The following is a 14969-nucleotide window of genomic DNA, read 5'->3' as shown; positions in this document are numbered from 1 at the left end:
CATCGGGACGACCGCGGCGCGCCGGGGCGGTCGGCCGGTTTCGGTGGTGCATCGGGGTCACTGCCGTGTTCGGCTTGGCCTGCCGCCTTGCACCACCGGCATGGCACTGCCACCCTTTGAGCGTGGACGCCACGCGTGCCCGCATGCCGCGGGTCCCTTCAGCCTTCGCACCGCTCCGGGCGTGCCCTGTGGGCGTCCATGCGTGGTGATGACGGCCAGCGTGTCGCGCCGGTCGCCCAGGCGCCGAGCCAGGCGCTGCGGGCCCTCGGCCCGCTGAAGCCGCCCCGCGGCCGGGCGCGTGCCGAACTCGTCGTCGTGGTCGACGCCCACCCGACGATGCAGGTCTGGTCCGAGTGGGTCACCGAGGCCGTCGCCGAACTGGCCCGCCAGGACACGTGGTCGGGCGTCGAGACCGTCGACCTGCTCGGCACCGACGAGACCGGAACCGGCAGGGCCCGTCTCGCACGCCCCCTGCCCGAGCCGCGCGGCCGGCACCGCCTCGTCCTGGTCATGACCGACGGACTGGCGACCGGCTGGCTCGCCGACGCGGTCTCCCCGCTGCTGCGTGCCTGGGGCCGCTCCGGGCCCGTCGCCGTGCTCAACCCGCTGCCGCAGCGGTTATGGTTCCGCACCGGCCTGGACGTCGCCCGGGTGCGGTTACAGGCACCCCGCCCCTGGGCACCGAACAGCGACCTGCGCTGGGAACTGCGCGAGACCCCGCTGGACCCGCCGCGCCCGGAACCGGAGTCCGGTGAGGCAGCCGTCGTCGTCCCCGTGCTGGAGGCCACCGACCGGTGGCTGGCCGCGTGGGCCGACCTGGTCGGCCGGCCCTCGTCCGGCTGGTGCGAGCTGTCCGCGATGCGGGCCACCGAGTGGAAGCGCCGGCCGGACGCGGCACGCGCCGTCCCGTGGCTCGAGGACATCCTCGACCCCAGCAGCGCCGTACCGGCCGCCGAGCGGGTCTCGGACTTCCGTGCCGCCTCCTCGCCCACCTCGTTCGCGCTGGCCACCCGGCTCGCGGCGGCGCCCCTGACCGCGCCGGTGATGCGCTCGCTGACCGCCACCATGCCCGGCGCGGGACCCGAGCACCTGTCCGAGCTGCTGATGAGCGGACTGGTGCGGCGTGGGCCCGTGGACGACGACGGCGACGAGGTGGCGTTCACCTTCGCACCGGGAATCCGGGAGGAGTTGCTGGCCCTGGGCCGGCGCAGCGAGACCGTCCGGGTGCTCCACGACGTCCGCGTGCTGCTCGGCGACGACCCGCCCTCCGGATCCGATCGGCAGCCGGTGCTGCCCCCCGGCTCCGAACCGCTCGACACCCTGGTGATGCCGACCGTGTCGGGACGCAACATCGCCTTCCTCCGCATCGAGCTGGCCGCGCTGCGTGCTCTCAGCGGACGGTTCCGGCAACGCGCCGGAATGCTGGCGGGCGTCCTGAACTGGTACGACCAGCACCACACGGTCGACCTCACCAAACGCAACGGTCCGCTGTCCGGCGTCTCGCCGTTCCGCCCCGACAGGCACCCACCCGGACGCGGTGCGCCGGAGTCCGACGCGAACAACACGCCCAAAGGAGCAGCAATGGCCACCCTTCCGCAGCCGACGACAGAGGGGCAGCGCACGTCGCAGCAGCCGAGGGTCTGGGGCAACGTACCGCCGCGCAACCCCAACTTCACCGGCCGCGCGCACCTGCTGGCACTCCTCAGCGAACGCCTGCGGGAGGGCACCACGACCGTCCTGCCCGAGGCGATCCACGGCATGGGCGGCGTCGGCAAGACCCAGCTGGCGATCGAGTACGCGTACCTGCACCAGTCCGAGTACGACATCGTCTGGTGGATCCCCGCCGAGCGCCCCGGCCAGATCGGCCAGGCGCTGGTGGAACTCGCCCAGCGGCTGGGCCTGGAGACCAGCATGGAGGCGAACATCGCCGGCCCCGCGGTCCGCGAGGCGCTGCGCGAGGGACGGCCGTACTCCCGCTGGCTGCTGATCTTCGACAACGCGGACGATCCGGAGCGGGTCCGCCACTACTTCCCGACCGGCGGCAACGGCACCATCCTCGTCACCTCGCGCAACCGCCGCTGGGACCGGGTCGGCAGCTCCCTGGAAGTCGACGTGTTCATCCGCGAGGAGAGCAAGGAACTGCTGACCCGCTCGGGTCCGCCGCTCAGCGACGAGGAGGCCGACCGGCTCGCGGCGGCCCTCGGCGACCTGCCGCTCGCCCTGGAACAGGCCGCGGCCTGGCGCGCGGAGACCGGCATGCCGGCCTCGGAGTACCTGCGGCTGTTCGAGAGCAAGCGCACCGAGCTGCTGGAGGTGTCGCCGCCGCCGGACTACCAACTCCCCGTCGCCGCCGCCTGGAACGTCTCCCTCGACCACCTGGAGACCCGCAGCCCCGCCGCCCTGCGACTGCTCCAGCTGTGCTCGTACTTCGCCCCCGACCCGATCGCCCGGTCCATCTTCACCGGCCTCGGCAACAGCAGCATCGTCCCCGAACTCGACGCGGTGCTCAACGATCCCATGCGGCTGGCGCGCGCGATCCGGGAGATCAGCCGCTACTCCCTCGCCCGCATCGACCACCGGACCAACTCCATCGAGATGCACCGCCTGGTGCAGCTGGTCCTGAACAACCGCATGACCCCCGAGGAGCAGAGGCGCATGCGCCAGGGAGCCCACACCCTGCTGGCCGCCGCGGACCCCAAGTCGCCGGTGACCGCCACCAACTGGCCGCGGTACGCGGAACTCTACGGACACGTCATCGCCTCGAACGCCATCGAGTCCGACCAGCCGTGGGTCCGGCAGCTGGTGATGAACATCGCCGAGTACCTCTACTACTGGGGCGACCACGACGTCGCGCTGGACTTCTCCGAGCAGGCGTGGAAGACGTGGCGGAGCGTCTTCGGGGACGAGGACCAGCAGACGCGGCTGATGGGGCAGTGGCTCTGCTTCATGTACTGGGTGGTGGGGCGCTACCGCGACGCCGCCCACCTCATCGGCGAACTCCGCGAGATCTACGACCGCACCGCGCCGCCCGGGGGAGAGGACACCCGGGAGGACGCGCTCAAGGCACTCAACCTCGAGGCCGCCGTGCGGCGCGTGGAGGGCGACTTCGCCGCCGGCGCGCGGCTGGACGAGCTGGCCTACGAGCGGTCCCGCCGGGCGTTCGGCGAGGACGACCCCGACACCCTCAACAGCGCCCACAACCTGGGCGTGAGCCTGCGGCTGATCGGGGACTTCCGCCGGGCCCTGGCTTTGGACGAGCGGACCCTGGAAATGAAGACCCGGCTGTTCGGCCGGGACGACCAGCGAACGCTGATCACCGAGCGCAGCTTCGCGATCGACATCCAGGAGACCGGCGACTACGTGGGCGCCAGGACCCGGCAGCAGGTCGTCCTCGACGGGTTCCGCAACATGTTCGGGCCCGGCAACCCCACCACGATCCGCGCCATCCGGGAGCTGAGCGAGGCCTGCCGCAAGGAGGGCGACCACGCCGCGTCGCTCGAACTGGCCAACGAGGCCTATGCGTTGTTCACCCGGCGCTACGGCGACACCCATCCCCAGTCGCTGGCCACCGCACTGACCGTGTCCATCGCGCTGCGGCAGAGCGGCGAACTGGAGGCGGCCCGCGACCGCGGCGTCAAGGCGGCCCAGCGGTACCGGAGCATCTTCGACCCCCACCACCCGCACGTCCTGTCCGCGGACGTCGACCTGGCGGTGACGCTGCGCCTGCTGGGCCAGGCGGAGGAGGCCCGCCGGCTCGACGAGACGGCGCTGATGCTGCTCACCGAGCGCCTCGGCGCGTCCCACCCCATCCCGCTGGCCTGCGCGATCAACCTGGCGAGCGACCTGAGCGCGCTCGGCGACATCGACGGGGCACGTGAACTGGGCCGACGCACCCTGGAGTTGTGCCGTTCCGCCCTGGGCGAGGACCACCCGACCACGCTGGTGTGCGCGGCCAACCTGGCGCTCGACCTCACGCTGGCGGGGGCCGAGGCGGAGAGCGCCGCCCTGCGCGCGGACACCCTGGAGCGGATGGAACGGGTGCTGGACGCACCGCGGTTGAACTCGCCGAGCGCTGCTCCGCACCCGGCGACCGAGCAGATGAAGGCGGGCCTGCGGGCCAACTGCGACATCGACCCGATGCCGCTGTGACGGGACTCGCCGCGGTAGCGAGGCGCTGAGGGGCGGGGCTGACGCGCAGGCGCACGGATGAGGCGGCGGACGACGCCGGACGGCGGCCCGCCCGGCAGGACGTCCGGGCGGGCGGTGCGAGCTGGGGGCGTGCGGCCGCGGCCCGGCCTACGGCGTGCGGGCCAGCCAGGCCGCCAGCCGCACCGGATCCGCCGCACGTCCGTCACCCGCGAGCAGCGCGGACTGCACCGCCCGGGCCCGCTCGGGGTGCCGGCGGAGCAGGTCCGCCGCGGCCGGCTCGACGCCCGCGGCGGCCAGGGACCGGCCCAGCCCCGCCCACGCGCCGCCGTGCCCCGGCTCCAGCGCGAGGTGCGCGGCGAAGGCGGCCCGGGCGCCTGCCGGGTCCCCGGCGGCGAGCAGCAGGTCGCCCTCGGTCGCCCCGGTGACGGTGGCGGCCGTCTTGAGCGGTTCGTCGGCCGGCGCCGTCAGCAGATGGCGGGCGATGGTCGCCGCGGTGTCCAGCCACCGGGCGGCCTGATCCGGCACGAGGCGCGGCTCCGCGGCCAGCCCCGCGGGCGGGAGGTGGGCGCCTCGGGCCCAGCCGCGCGCCGCCTCGTCGACGGCGTGCTCCGGAGGCCGCAGATGATGGGCCTGCCAGCGGGCGCGGTGGTCCAGGGCGACCGCGCCGGCCAGTTCCCGCGGTCCGGCCGGCACGGGATCGTCGAGCCAGGGCGCGCACTGGGCGTGCAGGGACTCCACGAAGCTCCGGCCCAGCGGCGTGAGCCGCGGATCGCGCCGCACCTGGTGCAGCGCGGACCAGACCTGCGCGCGCCAGAGCGCGAACTCGAAGTGCGCCAGCGCCTCGTCGTCCCCGGCCGCCGTCCGGTGCCCGCGCCAGAACGCGGTGACTCCCAGGAACGCGTAGAGGCCCTGGAGCATGCCGCCCAGCGGCCGGGGGTCGTTGCGCCACGGCGCGTAGAACAGGTCCTCGCCGGCCCCGGTGCTGTCGCTGCCGTCGCCGCTGCCATCGTTGTCGCCCCCGGACGGAGCCTGGAGCGGCGCCAGGTGCAGCAGACCGCCGAGCTTGGTGTGCCGGAACTCGTGCACCAGGGTGACGGCCATCTGCACCGGGTCGTCGGGACTCGACGCCATCAGCCCGCCGAACGCGTCCTCCGCGCTGACGCTGTGCGGCCGAAACCTTTCCCTGGCCGGCAGGGGCGTGAGCGAGAAGAGGCCGCGCCGCATCGTCGCGGTGGCGCCGGGCATCTCGCGCAGGAGCAGGGCCCACGCCTCCTCCAGCGTCTCCCGCCAGTCCGAGGCCGTCCCGGCGGTCAGGCGCTGCGGCTCGACCGGCCCGGAGTAGGCGCGGTACGGATCGAGGTCGTCCAGCGCCAGGTCCAGTCGTCGCCCGGCCGGGCCGACGCCGATGCGGCGCAGGGCCGTCCAGCCCGGTCCGTCGTGTCCGGGCGCAGCGGGAACCAGCACGCTCCGCGCGCCGGTGCCGACGCGTAATCGTCCCGCCGCGGCGGTCACGAGAGCGGTTCCCCAGTGCCCGGGCGCCGGCACGGGTGGGGGCAGGGTCGCGCAGCCCATGGTCGGCAGCGCCACGCGTCCGCCGCGGGAGGGCACGGTGATCGTGAACTCCAGACCGGCCCGGAAGCCGGCCACGGCGGCGACGGCCGAGAGGTGGCCGGTCATCGTCCACAGCGGCGCCTCGATCGTGGCCGTGCCGCGCAGGCGGCGCAGCAGCAACGACAGCCACATGCCCGTCTGCGGGTACATCAGCAGTTCCCCGACGGTCTCGGGCGCGTTCCGCTGTGCGCGGTTCAGCAGGCTCCAGGCGGTGTCGAAGCCGTCCGCGGGAAGCTCGCCGGACAGCGCCGGGTCCGCCGGACGCATCGCGTCCAGGGCGCGCAGCATGAGCAGCCGGCGGCTGTACTCCGCGGCCAGCAGCCGGCCGACCGTGGCCTCGTCCTCCTCGCCGCGGACCAGGGCGGACAGGTCCCGTGCGGACAGCCCGTGCCGCGGCAGCCCGCCCGGTGTCCGGGCGGCGCCCAGTTCACCCGGCATGCGCCCTCCGCTGCGGCTCGGTGCGGATCGGCTCAGTCCGAACGTGACTGGTTGTACCCCGCCGCGATCGCCTGTGGATCGTCGATCCTCCGCAGCAGCGCCGCCAGCGGTGCCGCGAGGGCGTCTTCGTCCAAGGCGCGCAGCGCTTCAAGCGATACCCCCGTGAGATCGACGAGTTCGGACTCGACGGCGGGCATCGACTGTTCCATGGCTCGCTCTGCCCCTTCCCCCGTTGCGAACGTGCGTCGGTCCACCCCTTGTCATCATGACCCAGCGGACGGCGTGCCGAAACGTTGCGTGCCGCAGGAGCGCGATATCCGGTCAGCCGTACCGCCTCCCCAACTCCGCCGCCTCGCGGTCCATCCGGGACACAGCGGTGGATTCTCCCTCCATCATCCTTACCGCGTCGAGGAGTTGGTCCAGGGCGCCCGGATAGCGCAGGCACGTCCGCACGATCCCGTAGACGTCCGCCCGAAGGGCCGGAACACGGGGGCTGTTGGCCGCGATCTCGGGACGGATGCTGTCCAGGACCAGGCTCAGGGAAGCGGCGTCACGCAGGGTCGGCACGTCGGTCAACGCGTCGACCAGCAGGTGCAGTTCGCTGAGCGGCAGGTCGTCCTTGAGGGCGACGAGGCTCGGCGGGGTCTGGGCGGCCCTGCTCGGCGCGGCGGGCGGGAGCAGCGCCGCGGGGCCGGGCAGTCCCGCATGCCGGCTCATCAACTCGCCCTGGTCCGGTGTCAGAAGCCGGTGCCAGCAGTCCGCGCGGGTGGCGGCCAGCCGTCCGAGACCGTCGCCGGTGTGGTGGGCGCTGACCACGCCGATGAGGGCGGGGCCGTGCCAGACGGCCGCGCCCGACATGCCCTCCCAGGGGGAGCGCCGCGGGTCCGGGTCCGCGGCCGGCGGGGTGACGGCGAGTTCGAGCGTGCCCTCTCGGCGGTTGGACAGGACCGAGACGGTCCCCGTCGCATGGCAGGAGTCCCGGTACTGCGAGGGTGAGGCGTCGTCGGCCGCGGTCCCGCGGTCGCGCCGCAGCTTGAAGCGGGGAAAGCCCATGGCGCTGCACCGCAGCACCACGTCGGCCGCCGGCACCTGGCCGTACACCGGGGGCCGCGGCGGCGGCCCCGGCGGCACCTCGCCGGTGATCTCCAGCAGCGCCACGTCCGCCTCGGCGGCGGCGAGCAGCACCCGCGCCGCGGCCGTCCACTCCTCCGGCCGGTCGGCGTCGAAGCGCACGCGTACGGCTACGGGTGCCTCGTCGGTCACGACGTGCGCGGCGGTGAGCACCCATCGCTCACCGACCCGGTAGCCGGAGCCGCGCCGGCCGGCCCGCCCGTCCGGCGTCGCCACCAGGACCTCCGCGACGCGTGCCGGATCGAGGCCGCCGGACGAGGCGGCGGGGCGACCCGGCGCCGGGTCAGCGCTCACCGTCTTCCGTGTCGCCGCTCACCCAGGGCCGGCCACCGCTGCTCCCGATCCGCGGGTCCAGTGTCAGCTTGATCCGGTGGGTCGCGCTGGTGCCGGCCTTGGCCTCACCGCCGGCGTCCAGCACCCAGAAGCGCACCTTCGCTCCGGCCGTCGTGGCGCGCTCCACCACGACCGCGGCCTCCAGCTCCACCGGGCCCAGCTCGAACCGCAGCTCCTCACCCGCCCCCGCGGACACCGCCGTGGTCAGCTCTCTGCGCAACTGCTCGATCAGGTCGGCCAGTTCAATCACCCCTACCCCTTACCCCCGCCCCGGTCCCGGCACTCTCCCCCTCGCGGACATCGCCGGCGACGCGGACCGGCCGCCGCCGGAGCGGCTCCACGCATGGCTGGCCCGAACTCTTCGCCGCGAAGCGCGCCGAGGGCCTGGACGACCCCGAACTGTCCGCGACCTACGCCGTGCTGGTGACCTGGGGTCTGCCGTGCGGCCCGCGAGCGCCCGGAGGCGGGCTCCGGCCCGTGGGGTGCCGGGCGTGCGGCGGCCCCCGGGACACCCTGTGTGGGTGTCCCGGGGGCCGCCTGCGCAATGCCGAGTACCGTCCGCGTGAGAAGGGGATGCCGTGTGGGTCAGCGGCGGTACTCGCGGTGGGCGGGCTGCCAGACGCGCGTCCAGTAGCCGGTGTGCTCGTGGTGGTTGCGGTCCTGGTAGACCGGGTGCCACACCCGCTCCCAGTGGCCCGCGACCACCTTGCAGTGCTGCTGCTTCGGTCCGTGGTGGTCGTGCAGCGGAGCCGCCGAGGCGGTGCCGACCGTGCCGGCGATCGCACCCGCGGCCAGGGCCACCGCCACCGCTCCGCGGGCCGCGGCCCTCTTCAGTCCCTTGTTCATCTCAGGCCTTTCCGTACGCACTGGGGCCGATGCCCCGCCTTCCCGGACCGGTGCGGTCCGGACAGGAAGATCGTGCGTCGCAGACGTGGCCAAAAACCGCAAAGACTCTGCTTCAAAGAGAAAACGCATCGCATTCTCATTGATCATAAATAGTCATCATATTCCGCCAATGGTATGACGCATGTCCTGGCGGTGCCCTGGTCAGGGGGTGGTCTGCCGGAGGGCGACCGGAAGGGCGGAGGTCTTTCCGGCGGAGGTGCTTCCGGGCGCGGCGCTTCCGCGGAAGAGTGCCGTGAGTTCCGCGGGCGGAGCCGAACCACCGGGCAGCGAGGCGTCGGTGAACCACTCGTAGCCGAGGATGAGGCCGAACACGGGGGCGGGCAGGCGGAGCAACAACCGCAGGAGCGGGGCGAGTCGGCCGCCGCCCCGGACCTGCGAACGGTGGGCGGCCAGAGCGGCCTGCTTCTGGCGGGCGTAGCGGCGAACGTTCACCCGGTACGCGATCGCCGACCGCGGGCTGTACGCGTCCTCGACGATGGCGTCGTGCCGGATCGGCAGCCTCAGGCGGTCGACCACACGCAGTCCCCGCACGAGCAGGTCCCGCGGCACCGTCGCCTCCAGGACGGTCCGCACCCCGGCCGACTCCGCCGCCGCGCGGCCCACTTCGTGCACGCGGACGTGGTCGCGGTGGCCGTAGCCGCCGTTGGCGTCATAGCCGAGCAGAACGTCGGCCCGCTCCTCGCGCAGGACGTCGGCGAGCCGGCCGGCCGCCTCCGCCGGATCGGCCCGGACGAACCGAGGGCGGTCGGCAGGGTCCGGAAGCAGCGTGCCGCCGTTGCCGCTGTCGGCGTAGCCCAGGTGCACCACCCGGGCGGCGCCCAGCGCCGCCGCGCTCGCCCGCAACTCCGCGATGCGCACGGAGCCGCCCGCCGGGACCTCGTCCAGCACCCCGTCGGTGGCGACCACGAGGACCACGCGGTGCCCCTCGGCCGCGGCGCGCGCCAGCGTGCCGCCGGTCATCAGCACCTCGTCGTCCGGGTGGGCGTGGAACGCCACTACAGTCGCCATAGGCGCCTATCCTGCACCACGGCCGGCGGCCCGACCGCCCTCGCGGGGACGGGAGTTGACGCCCGGGCCCGCGCGGATCCCCGGACGGCCCGGGGAGGAGGACCCCTCCGTGTGGCGGTGCCGTCCGGTCAGTGGGTGTACCACCCGCCGGTCCGGCCGACCCAGCCGGCCAGACCGCCCACCGCGCGCCGTCGCGACTGGATCGAGGTCTCCCACGTCAGCAGCGGCTCGGGAGACTGCCAGGCCTGCGCCGCCAGCGCGTTGATCCGCTCCTCGATCCCGCGCAGGTGCCGCCCTATCCGCTGGATGGCCTGGTTGCTCCCGCGCACCCAGAGCACGGCGAGCAGGAGCGTGAGCGCCGACACGTACGGGCTCGGCGACGTGTAGGTCAGGTGGTCGGACGCCGCGAGCAGGGCGGAGATGATGCCCGCGAAACCGATCAACTGCATGCGCGCCGAGATCCGTTGGGTGATCTCCTCGCGTAACGTCCGGTACTCCTCCAGCAGAGCGGCGATCTCCTCGTCGACCCGCCGGCCCCCCGCCCCCGCCGCCGGAGCCGGCGGGGGATTCGTCGTGCCCTGCGCCTGCATGGATCCCCCCGGGAAGCTCGTCACGGACCGCCCCGCCTATGTACCCGTGACGGCACGCCGGTACGCCCCGCCGAACCGTCCGCGGCGCGGTCGTCCGGGCCGGGGTCGCGTGTCCCGGTCGTGTGTCCCGGTCGCGGGTCCTGGTCCCGCGCCGTGGGCCCGGGAGACGGCTCGAGTCGCAGGGCGTGCCGTGGGCTCGCATGATGGAAACGGGGTGCAGCCCAGACCGCAGGAGGCTCCCGTGCACGAGAAGCTGCTTCACCGGACCGGTGCCCGGCTCACCCACCTGCACCACAGCGCACCCCCGGACGGGAAGCGCGCCGATCCCGAGGGCTACCGGCTGGACCAGGACATGGTCGGCAGGTTCGGCGCCGGCACCCTCGACCGTCAGGAAGAGGCCGGGCTCGCCCAGGAAGTGGCCGAGATGCTGCCGCACAGCTGGGACCTGCCGTACAAGCCCGAGGAAGCGCTGCACCAGGTCATCGACCACCTCGGCGGCCAGGATGAGCTGATGCGGTGGATGGACGGCTATCCGGGGCTGCCGCGGCTGACCGCGCGGATCTACGTCCTGCTCGGCCTGCTGGACCAGTGCAGCGAGACCCCGAAGGTGGTCGCGGCACTGCGGACCTCGCGGACCCACGAGCCCTATCCCGCCGGACTGCACGACTACCTGGTCCCGCAGACCAACGCGGACACGCTGCCCGGCCTCGGGCACCACGTGGAGGAACTCCTCTCCGACAAGGAGGAGGAGAAAGCCACGGCACTGGCCACCGCCACCGCGAACTGGGTGCGCGAATCCCTCCAGTACGCGGAGGTACCCAAGCCGCAGGCCGACGAGCTCGCCGACCTCATGGCGCACGCTGAGGCGGACATCGACGAGGCGGCCGCACCGCACGGCTGACGCGGCCGCACCGGAGCCCGCGGCCGAACGGCACCGAGCACGGCTCCGCGCTCAGCGCGATCCCTACCGCGTCGCATGTCCGTTGTGCCGTCCGGCGTGCAACCTCCGCTGCCTGAAACGCCGTTCGGCCGCCAGGCGGTCGCCGCCACCCGTCATCGTCGCCGCCGGTCCCCGTCAGCCATGGCGGCCGATCTCCGCCGCCGTCAGGTCCGCGAGGCGCACGGCGGTGTCGAAGTGCGGGGTGAGACGCGTCTTGGCCAGGGCGAACGAAGTGCCCGTGGCGGTGTCGGCCCAGACGTAGCTGCCGCCGCCACCGACCCAGCCGAACGTGGTGGGCGTCTCCTCCGGCCGTGTCCCGAGGCGGCCCAGCGGATAACCCAGGGCGAGGCGTGCCGGGTTGCCGAAGACCTGGTCGGTGCCCTCGAAGGCGACGCTCGTCACCTCGTCGAGCCGGCGCGCGTCGAGGAGCCGGCCGTCGAGGACCGCGGCGTTCACGGCGGTCATCGCCCGCGCGGTGAAGGTGCCGACCGACGGGATGTCCGCCCGCAGGATCGCGTGGCTGTTGCCCATGGCCGCGGTCGGCCGCATCTCCCACGCCGCGAGAACCGCGTCGGCGGACGGCGGGGAGACGGGCCCCGACGCGCTGTCCTCGAGCCGCGCCAGCCTGGCCAGGCCGGTTCGGGGCACGCCGAAGTACACGCCGTCCTGGATGCCGAGCGGGACGGCGATCCAGTCGCGCAGCAGCTGCCGCATCGGTGCCCCCGTCGCCCGCCGTGCGATCTCGCCGACGAGGAACCCGAACGTGAACGCGTGGTATCCCGTCGCGGTCCCCGGCGGCCAGAGCGGCCGGGCGCCGGCGATCGCGGCGCACACCCGCGGCCAGTCGGCCAGGTCGGCGGGACCGATGTCGCGAGGCATCGCCGGCACGCCGACCGTGTGGGTCAGCACGTGCCGGAGCGTCGCCGTCGCCTTGCCGTGGGCACCGAACTCCGGCCACACGTCGGCCACCGGGGTGTCGTACCCGAGAGCGCCGTTGCCCACCAGCAGGTGAGCGATCAGCGACGTCATGACCTTGCCCGTGGAGAAGCCGAAGAACGGGGTCTCCGGGGTCACCGCGCGCCCGGTCCGGCCGTCGGCGACCCCCGCGACCGCGTCAGCGACGAGCGCACCGCGGTGGCGGACCGCAACCTGCAGGCCCGATTCGGCCCCGGTGCCCACGAGTTCGTCGACGACGCCCTGCACCTTCCGCTGCAGCGAGGGCATCGTCGTCACCCGCCCGTCCGGCATGTCACGTCCCTCCGCTCGACGGTGCCTGCCGCCTTGACCGTGACCCGATCCCGCCGGGACATCCATCGGTTCGCACGGTCCGGATGAGCGGCCAGGTCGGAGCGGCGGGGCGGGATCACCGGCCGCCCGGGTCGTCGCCCTCTTCGTCCTGGGCCTCGGACTTCATCTCCATCCAGACGGTCTTGCCGCGGCCGTGGGGCGAACTGCCCCACGCGGTGGCGATGCTGTCCACGATGACCAGCCCGCGTCCGTGCTCGGCCTGGGCCTGCTCCTCCTCCTCGGAGACCGACAGGGCCGACGGCAGCGGCGGGTGGGCGTCGGAGTCGCGCACTTCCAGACGCACGTGGTCGTCGTACTCGCGCAGCCGGAGGCCGACGTCGCTGTCCGCGTGGATCAGGGCGTTGGTGACGGCCTCGGAGGCGATCATCTCGAGGGCCTCGGAGATCTCCGGGCTGTCCCACCGCTCCAGGCACTTCCGGACGAACCGGCGCGCGTCCGCGACCCCGCGCAGGTCGTGCCGCGGGATCTCCATCTGCTCGATCCGCCGGCTGGCGCCGGCGACGCCGCCCTCGTAGTGCGCCAGCAGGAGGGCCAGGTCGTCGTGGCCGTCGACGGCCGTGTCCACGAGACGGTCCGCCAGCTCCTCCAGGTCCGCGTCGGTCGTCGTCAGGAGTTCCAGCGCCGCCGCGGGGAGGTCACCGGTGGCGGCCAGGTGCATGCCGTCGGTGTAGAGCATCAGCGTGGCGCCCGGCCGCAGCACCGTGGACGTGTTCGTCCCGGACGCGGGCGTGACGCCCAGTGGCACGCCCGGCACGACGTCGAGGAACTCCAGCCGGCCGTCGGGATCGCGCAGCAGCGGCGCGGGATGCCCGGCGAGGGCCGTCTCCAGGACGCCGTCCTCGATGTTGAGGAAGGCGATGCAGCAGGAGGCGATGAGGTCGGTGTCCAGGTCGGAGAGCAGCCGACCCGCCCGTTCGAGCACCGCCGCGGGATCGTGCCCCTCCTTGGCGTAGGCCATCACCGCGCTGCGCAGCTGCCCCATGACGATCGCGCTGTCGATGTTGTGCCCCTCGACGTCGCCGACGATCAGGCCGATGCGCCCGTCGGGCACCTGCAGCACGTCGTACCAGTCGCCGCCCAGCCCCGCCTGCCTGCGGGCCGGGACGTACCGGGCGGTGGTGACGACGCCCGGGAGCGCGGTCAGCTCGCGGGGCAGCAGCATCCGCTGCAGGGTCTCCGCCAGGACGTGCTCGTAGGCGCCGAGCCGGGCACGCTCCAGCGTCGCCGCGACGAGGTCGGCGAGCATCATCAGGACGGCCTGCTCCTGGGCGTCCAGTTCCCGCTCCCCGGCGAAGGACAGGCAGCAGACGCCCACGGCGCGGTCGGCCACGCACAGCGGGAGGAACGCCCAGCCGTCGCCCAGCGGGTCGCCGTCGAACGTGCCCGGGTACCGGCGGTGGAGCGCGGCGCGGTTCGCGAAGAACTTCGGGAAGAGGGTCAGGGCGGCATCGGCCCACGGAGTCCCCGCGGTCACGCCGGAGCCGTGCATCTCGCGGACGACGGAGGAGTGCGTCCCCTCGCTGCCGACGACCCACAGGCGCCCGTCGGTGATGTGCCCGATGATCACGCCTCGCGCCCGGAACGGTCGCATGACCCGTTCGACGACCGCGGGGGTGATCTCCGCCAGACCCGTCACCTTGGTCAGCCGGGCGCTGAGCTTGTGGACCAGGTACATCAGCGACAGGCTGCGCGCCGCGCCGGACGGGCCTCCGTACCGCGCGGCTCCTTCCAGCGCGCCGCCCCCGTCGTGCCCGGCCCCGTCGTCCACGGCCCCGTACCACCGGGCCACGCCGGTCGCGCCTGCCTCGTCGGTACCGCCGGGCGACGGCACCAGCAGCACGCTCGGGCCGGGCGCCACCGCCACCCCGCCGGCCGCCAGGGCGTCCAGCCGTCGGGTGAGCCGGTCGCCGATCGCGAGCAGGTGCGCCTGCTGGGACGGGCTCAGCGTCCAGTCGTCGCCGGGCACGGGCAGCCCCATCACGGTCAGTGCCCCGTAACGGCGGCCGTCGCGCGCCAACGGCACCGAGGCCGCGGAGTAGGGCAGCGGGATCACGCGGGGCGAGGCCGGGTCCCCGGGCTCGGGAGCCGGCTCTCCGACCACCGTGAACTCGCCCGTGCGCCACGCGGTGGCGGAGGCGTACGGGCCGTCGGTCGACATGGCGTCGGGGACGCCGAAGACGAACGGGACGGCCCCCTCGATCACCACGGCCCGCAGCTGCGACCCGTCCGGTTCGGCGAGGTAGACGATGCCGGCGACCGCCCCCGTCGCGGCGACGCACTCCGTGAGCGGTGGCAGGAGCACCTCGGACAGGCGGGCTTCCGCGGCCGGGTCGCTTTGCGGGTCCCCCTGGTCGTTCGGAAGGATTCTCATGGGCCGGGTGCCTTCCGCCTCGCGGACACGGTCCCCGGCCGCCGCCTCGTGGCGCCGCGGTCCGGTGGTTGCCCAGGTACGTACCGCCACCCCGCTGCCGGGGCGGCGCCCAGTCCTCCGAGCGTACCTCCGCAGCCTTCCGGCCGCCGTGCGGAGGACCGGAACGGCGGTGCCGGTGCCGTGC

At 74.0% G+C, this 14969-nt stretch carries 11 protein-coding genes; 2 read left to right on the top strand and 9 right to left on the bottom strand.

Annotation, left to right across the window (positions count from 1 at the left end; genetic code table 11):
- Window positions 1-198 precede the first annotated feature (198 nt).
- Window positions 199-4149, top strand: coding sequence for an FxSxx-COOH system tetratricopeptide repeat protein (fxsT, locus tag BMW99_RS02195; RefSeq protein WP_107485323.1), 3951 nt, complete (start codon window positions 199-201; stop codon window positions 4147-4149).
- A 147-nt stretch (window positions 4150-4296) separates the two neighbouring features.
- Here fxsT and BMW99_RS02190 read toward each other — a convergent pair whose 3' ends face one another.
- The 7 genes from BMW99_RS02190 to BMW99_RS02165 all read right to left on the bottom strand — a co-directional run bounded on the left by BMW99_RS02190 (window position 4297) and on the right by BMW99_RS02165 (window position 10190).
- Window positions 4297-6198, bottom strand: a complete 1902-nt coding sequence (locus BMW99_RS02190; RefSeq protein ID WP_075016126.1) for an HEXXH motif domain-containing protein — start codon at window positions 6196-6198, stop codon at window positions 4297-4299.
- A gap of 32 nt (window positions 6199-6230) precedes the next feature.
- A complete protein-coding gene (locus BMW99_RS41110; RefSeq protein ID WP_176735633.1) occupies window positions 6231-6407 on the bottom strand; it encodes a hypothetical protein in 177 nt (58 codons plus the stop codon).
- 112 nt (window positions 6408-6519) lie between these two features.
- Window positions 6520-7623 (bottom strand): effector-associated domain 2-containing protein, encoded by a 1104-nt coding sequence (locus tag BMW99_RS02185; RefSeq protein ID WP_069466088.1) that lies wholly within the window; start codon window positions 7621-7623, stop codon window positions 6520-6522.
- Window positions 7613-7912 carry a trypco2 family protein gene (locus BMW99_RS02180; RefSeq protein ID WP_069466089.1) on the bottom strand — a complete coding sequence of 100 codons (300 nt, stop codon included), beginning with the start codon at window positions 7910-7912 and terminating at the stop codon, window positions 7613-7615. The genes BMW99_RS02185 and BMW99_RS02180 overlap by 11 nt, the downstream gene beginning before the upstream one ends.
- A 335-nt stretch (window positions 7913-8247) precedes the next feature.
- Complete coding sequence (locus tag BMW99_RS02175; protein ID WP_069466090.1) at window positions 8248-8508, bottom strand: hypothetical protein; 261 nt, start codon at window positions 8506-8508, stop codon at window positions 8248-8250.
- Between the two features lie 201 nt (window positions 8509-8709).
- A complete protein-coding gene (locus BMW99_RS02170; protein ID WP_069466091.1) occupies window positions 8710-9576 on the bottom strand; it encodes a PIG-L family deacetylase in 867 nt (288 codons plus the stop codon).
- 128 nt (window positions 9577-9704) lie between these two features.
- On the bottom strand, window positions 9705-10190 hold the full coding sequence (locus tag BMW99_RS02165; protein ID WP_141726360.1) for a hypothetical protein: 486 nt from the start codon (window positions 10188-10190) through the stop codon (window positions 9705-9707).
- 217 nt (window positions 10191-10407) lie between these two features.
- Here BMW99_RS02165 and BMW99_RS02160 point away from each other — a divergent pair, with 217 nt between their 5' ends.
- Complete coding sequence (locus BMW99_RS02160; RefSeq protein ID WP_069466093.1) at window positions 10408-11067, top strand: hypothetical protein; 660 nt, start codon at window positions 10408-10410, stop codon at window positions 11065-11067.
- A gap of 174 nt (window positions 11068-11241) precedes the next feature.
- On the opposite strand, the gene BMW99_RS02155 is transcribed toward BMW99_RS02160, so the two are convergent.
- Together BMW99_RS02155 and BMW99_RS02150 are read right to left on the bottom strand one after the other, a co-directional pair.
- Entirely contained in the window at window positions 11242-12354 is a 1113-nt protein-coding gene (locus BMW99_RS02155) for a serine hydrolase domain-containing protein (RefSeq protein ID WP_245791139.1), read from the bottom strand.
- Between the two features lie 115 nt (window positions 12355-12469).
- Window positions 12470-14785, bottom strand: coding sequence for a SpoIIE family protein phosphatase (locus tag BMW99_RS02150; protein ID WP_069466094.1), 2316 nt, complete (start codon window positions 14783-14785; stop codon window positions 12470-12472).
- Window positions 14786-14969 lie beyond the last annotated feature (184 nt).

The organism is Actinacidiphila rubida, assembly GCF_900110255.1.
In the GTDB taxonomy this organism is placed as follows: Bacteria; Actinomycetota; Actinomycetes; order Streptomycetales; family Streptomycetaceae; genus Actinacidiphila; species Actinacidiphila rubida.
Note: the sequence above shows the minus strand (reverse complement) of the source record. Positions and strands in the feature narration are given on the sequence as shown.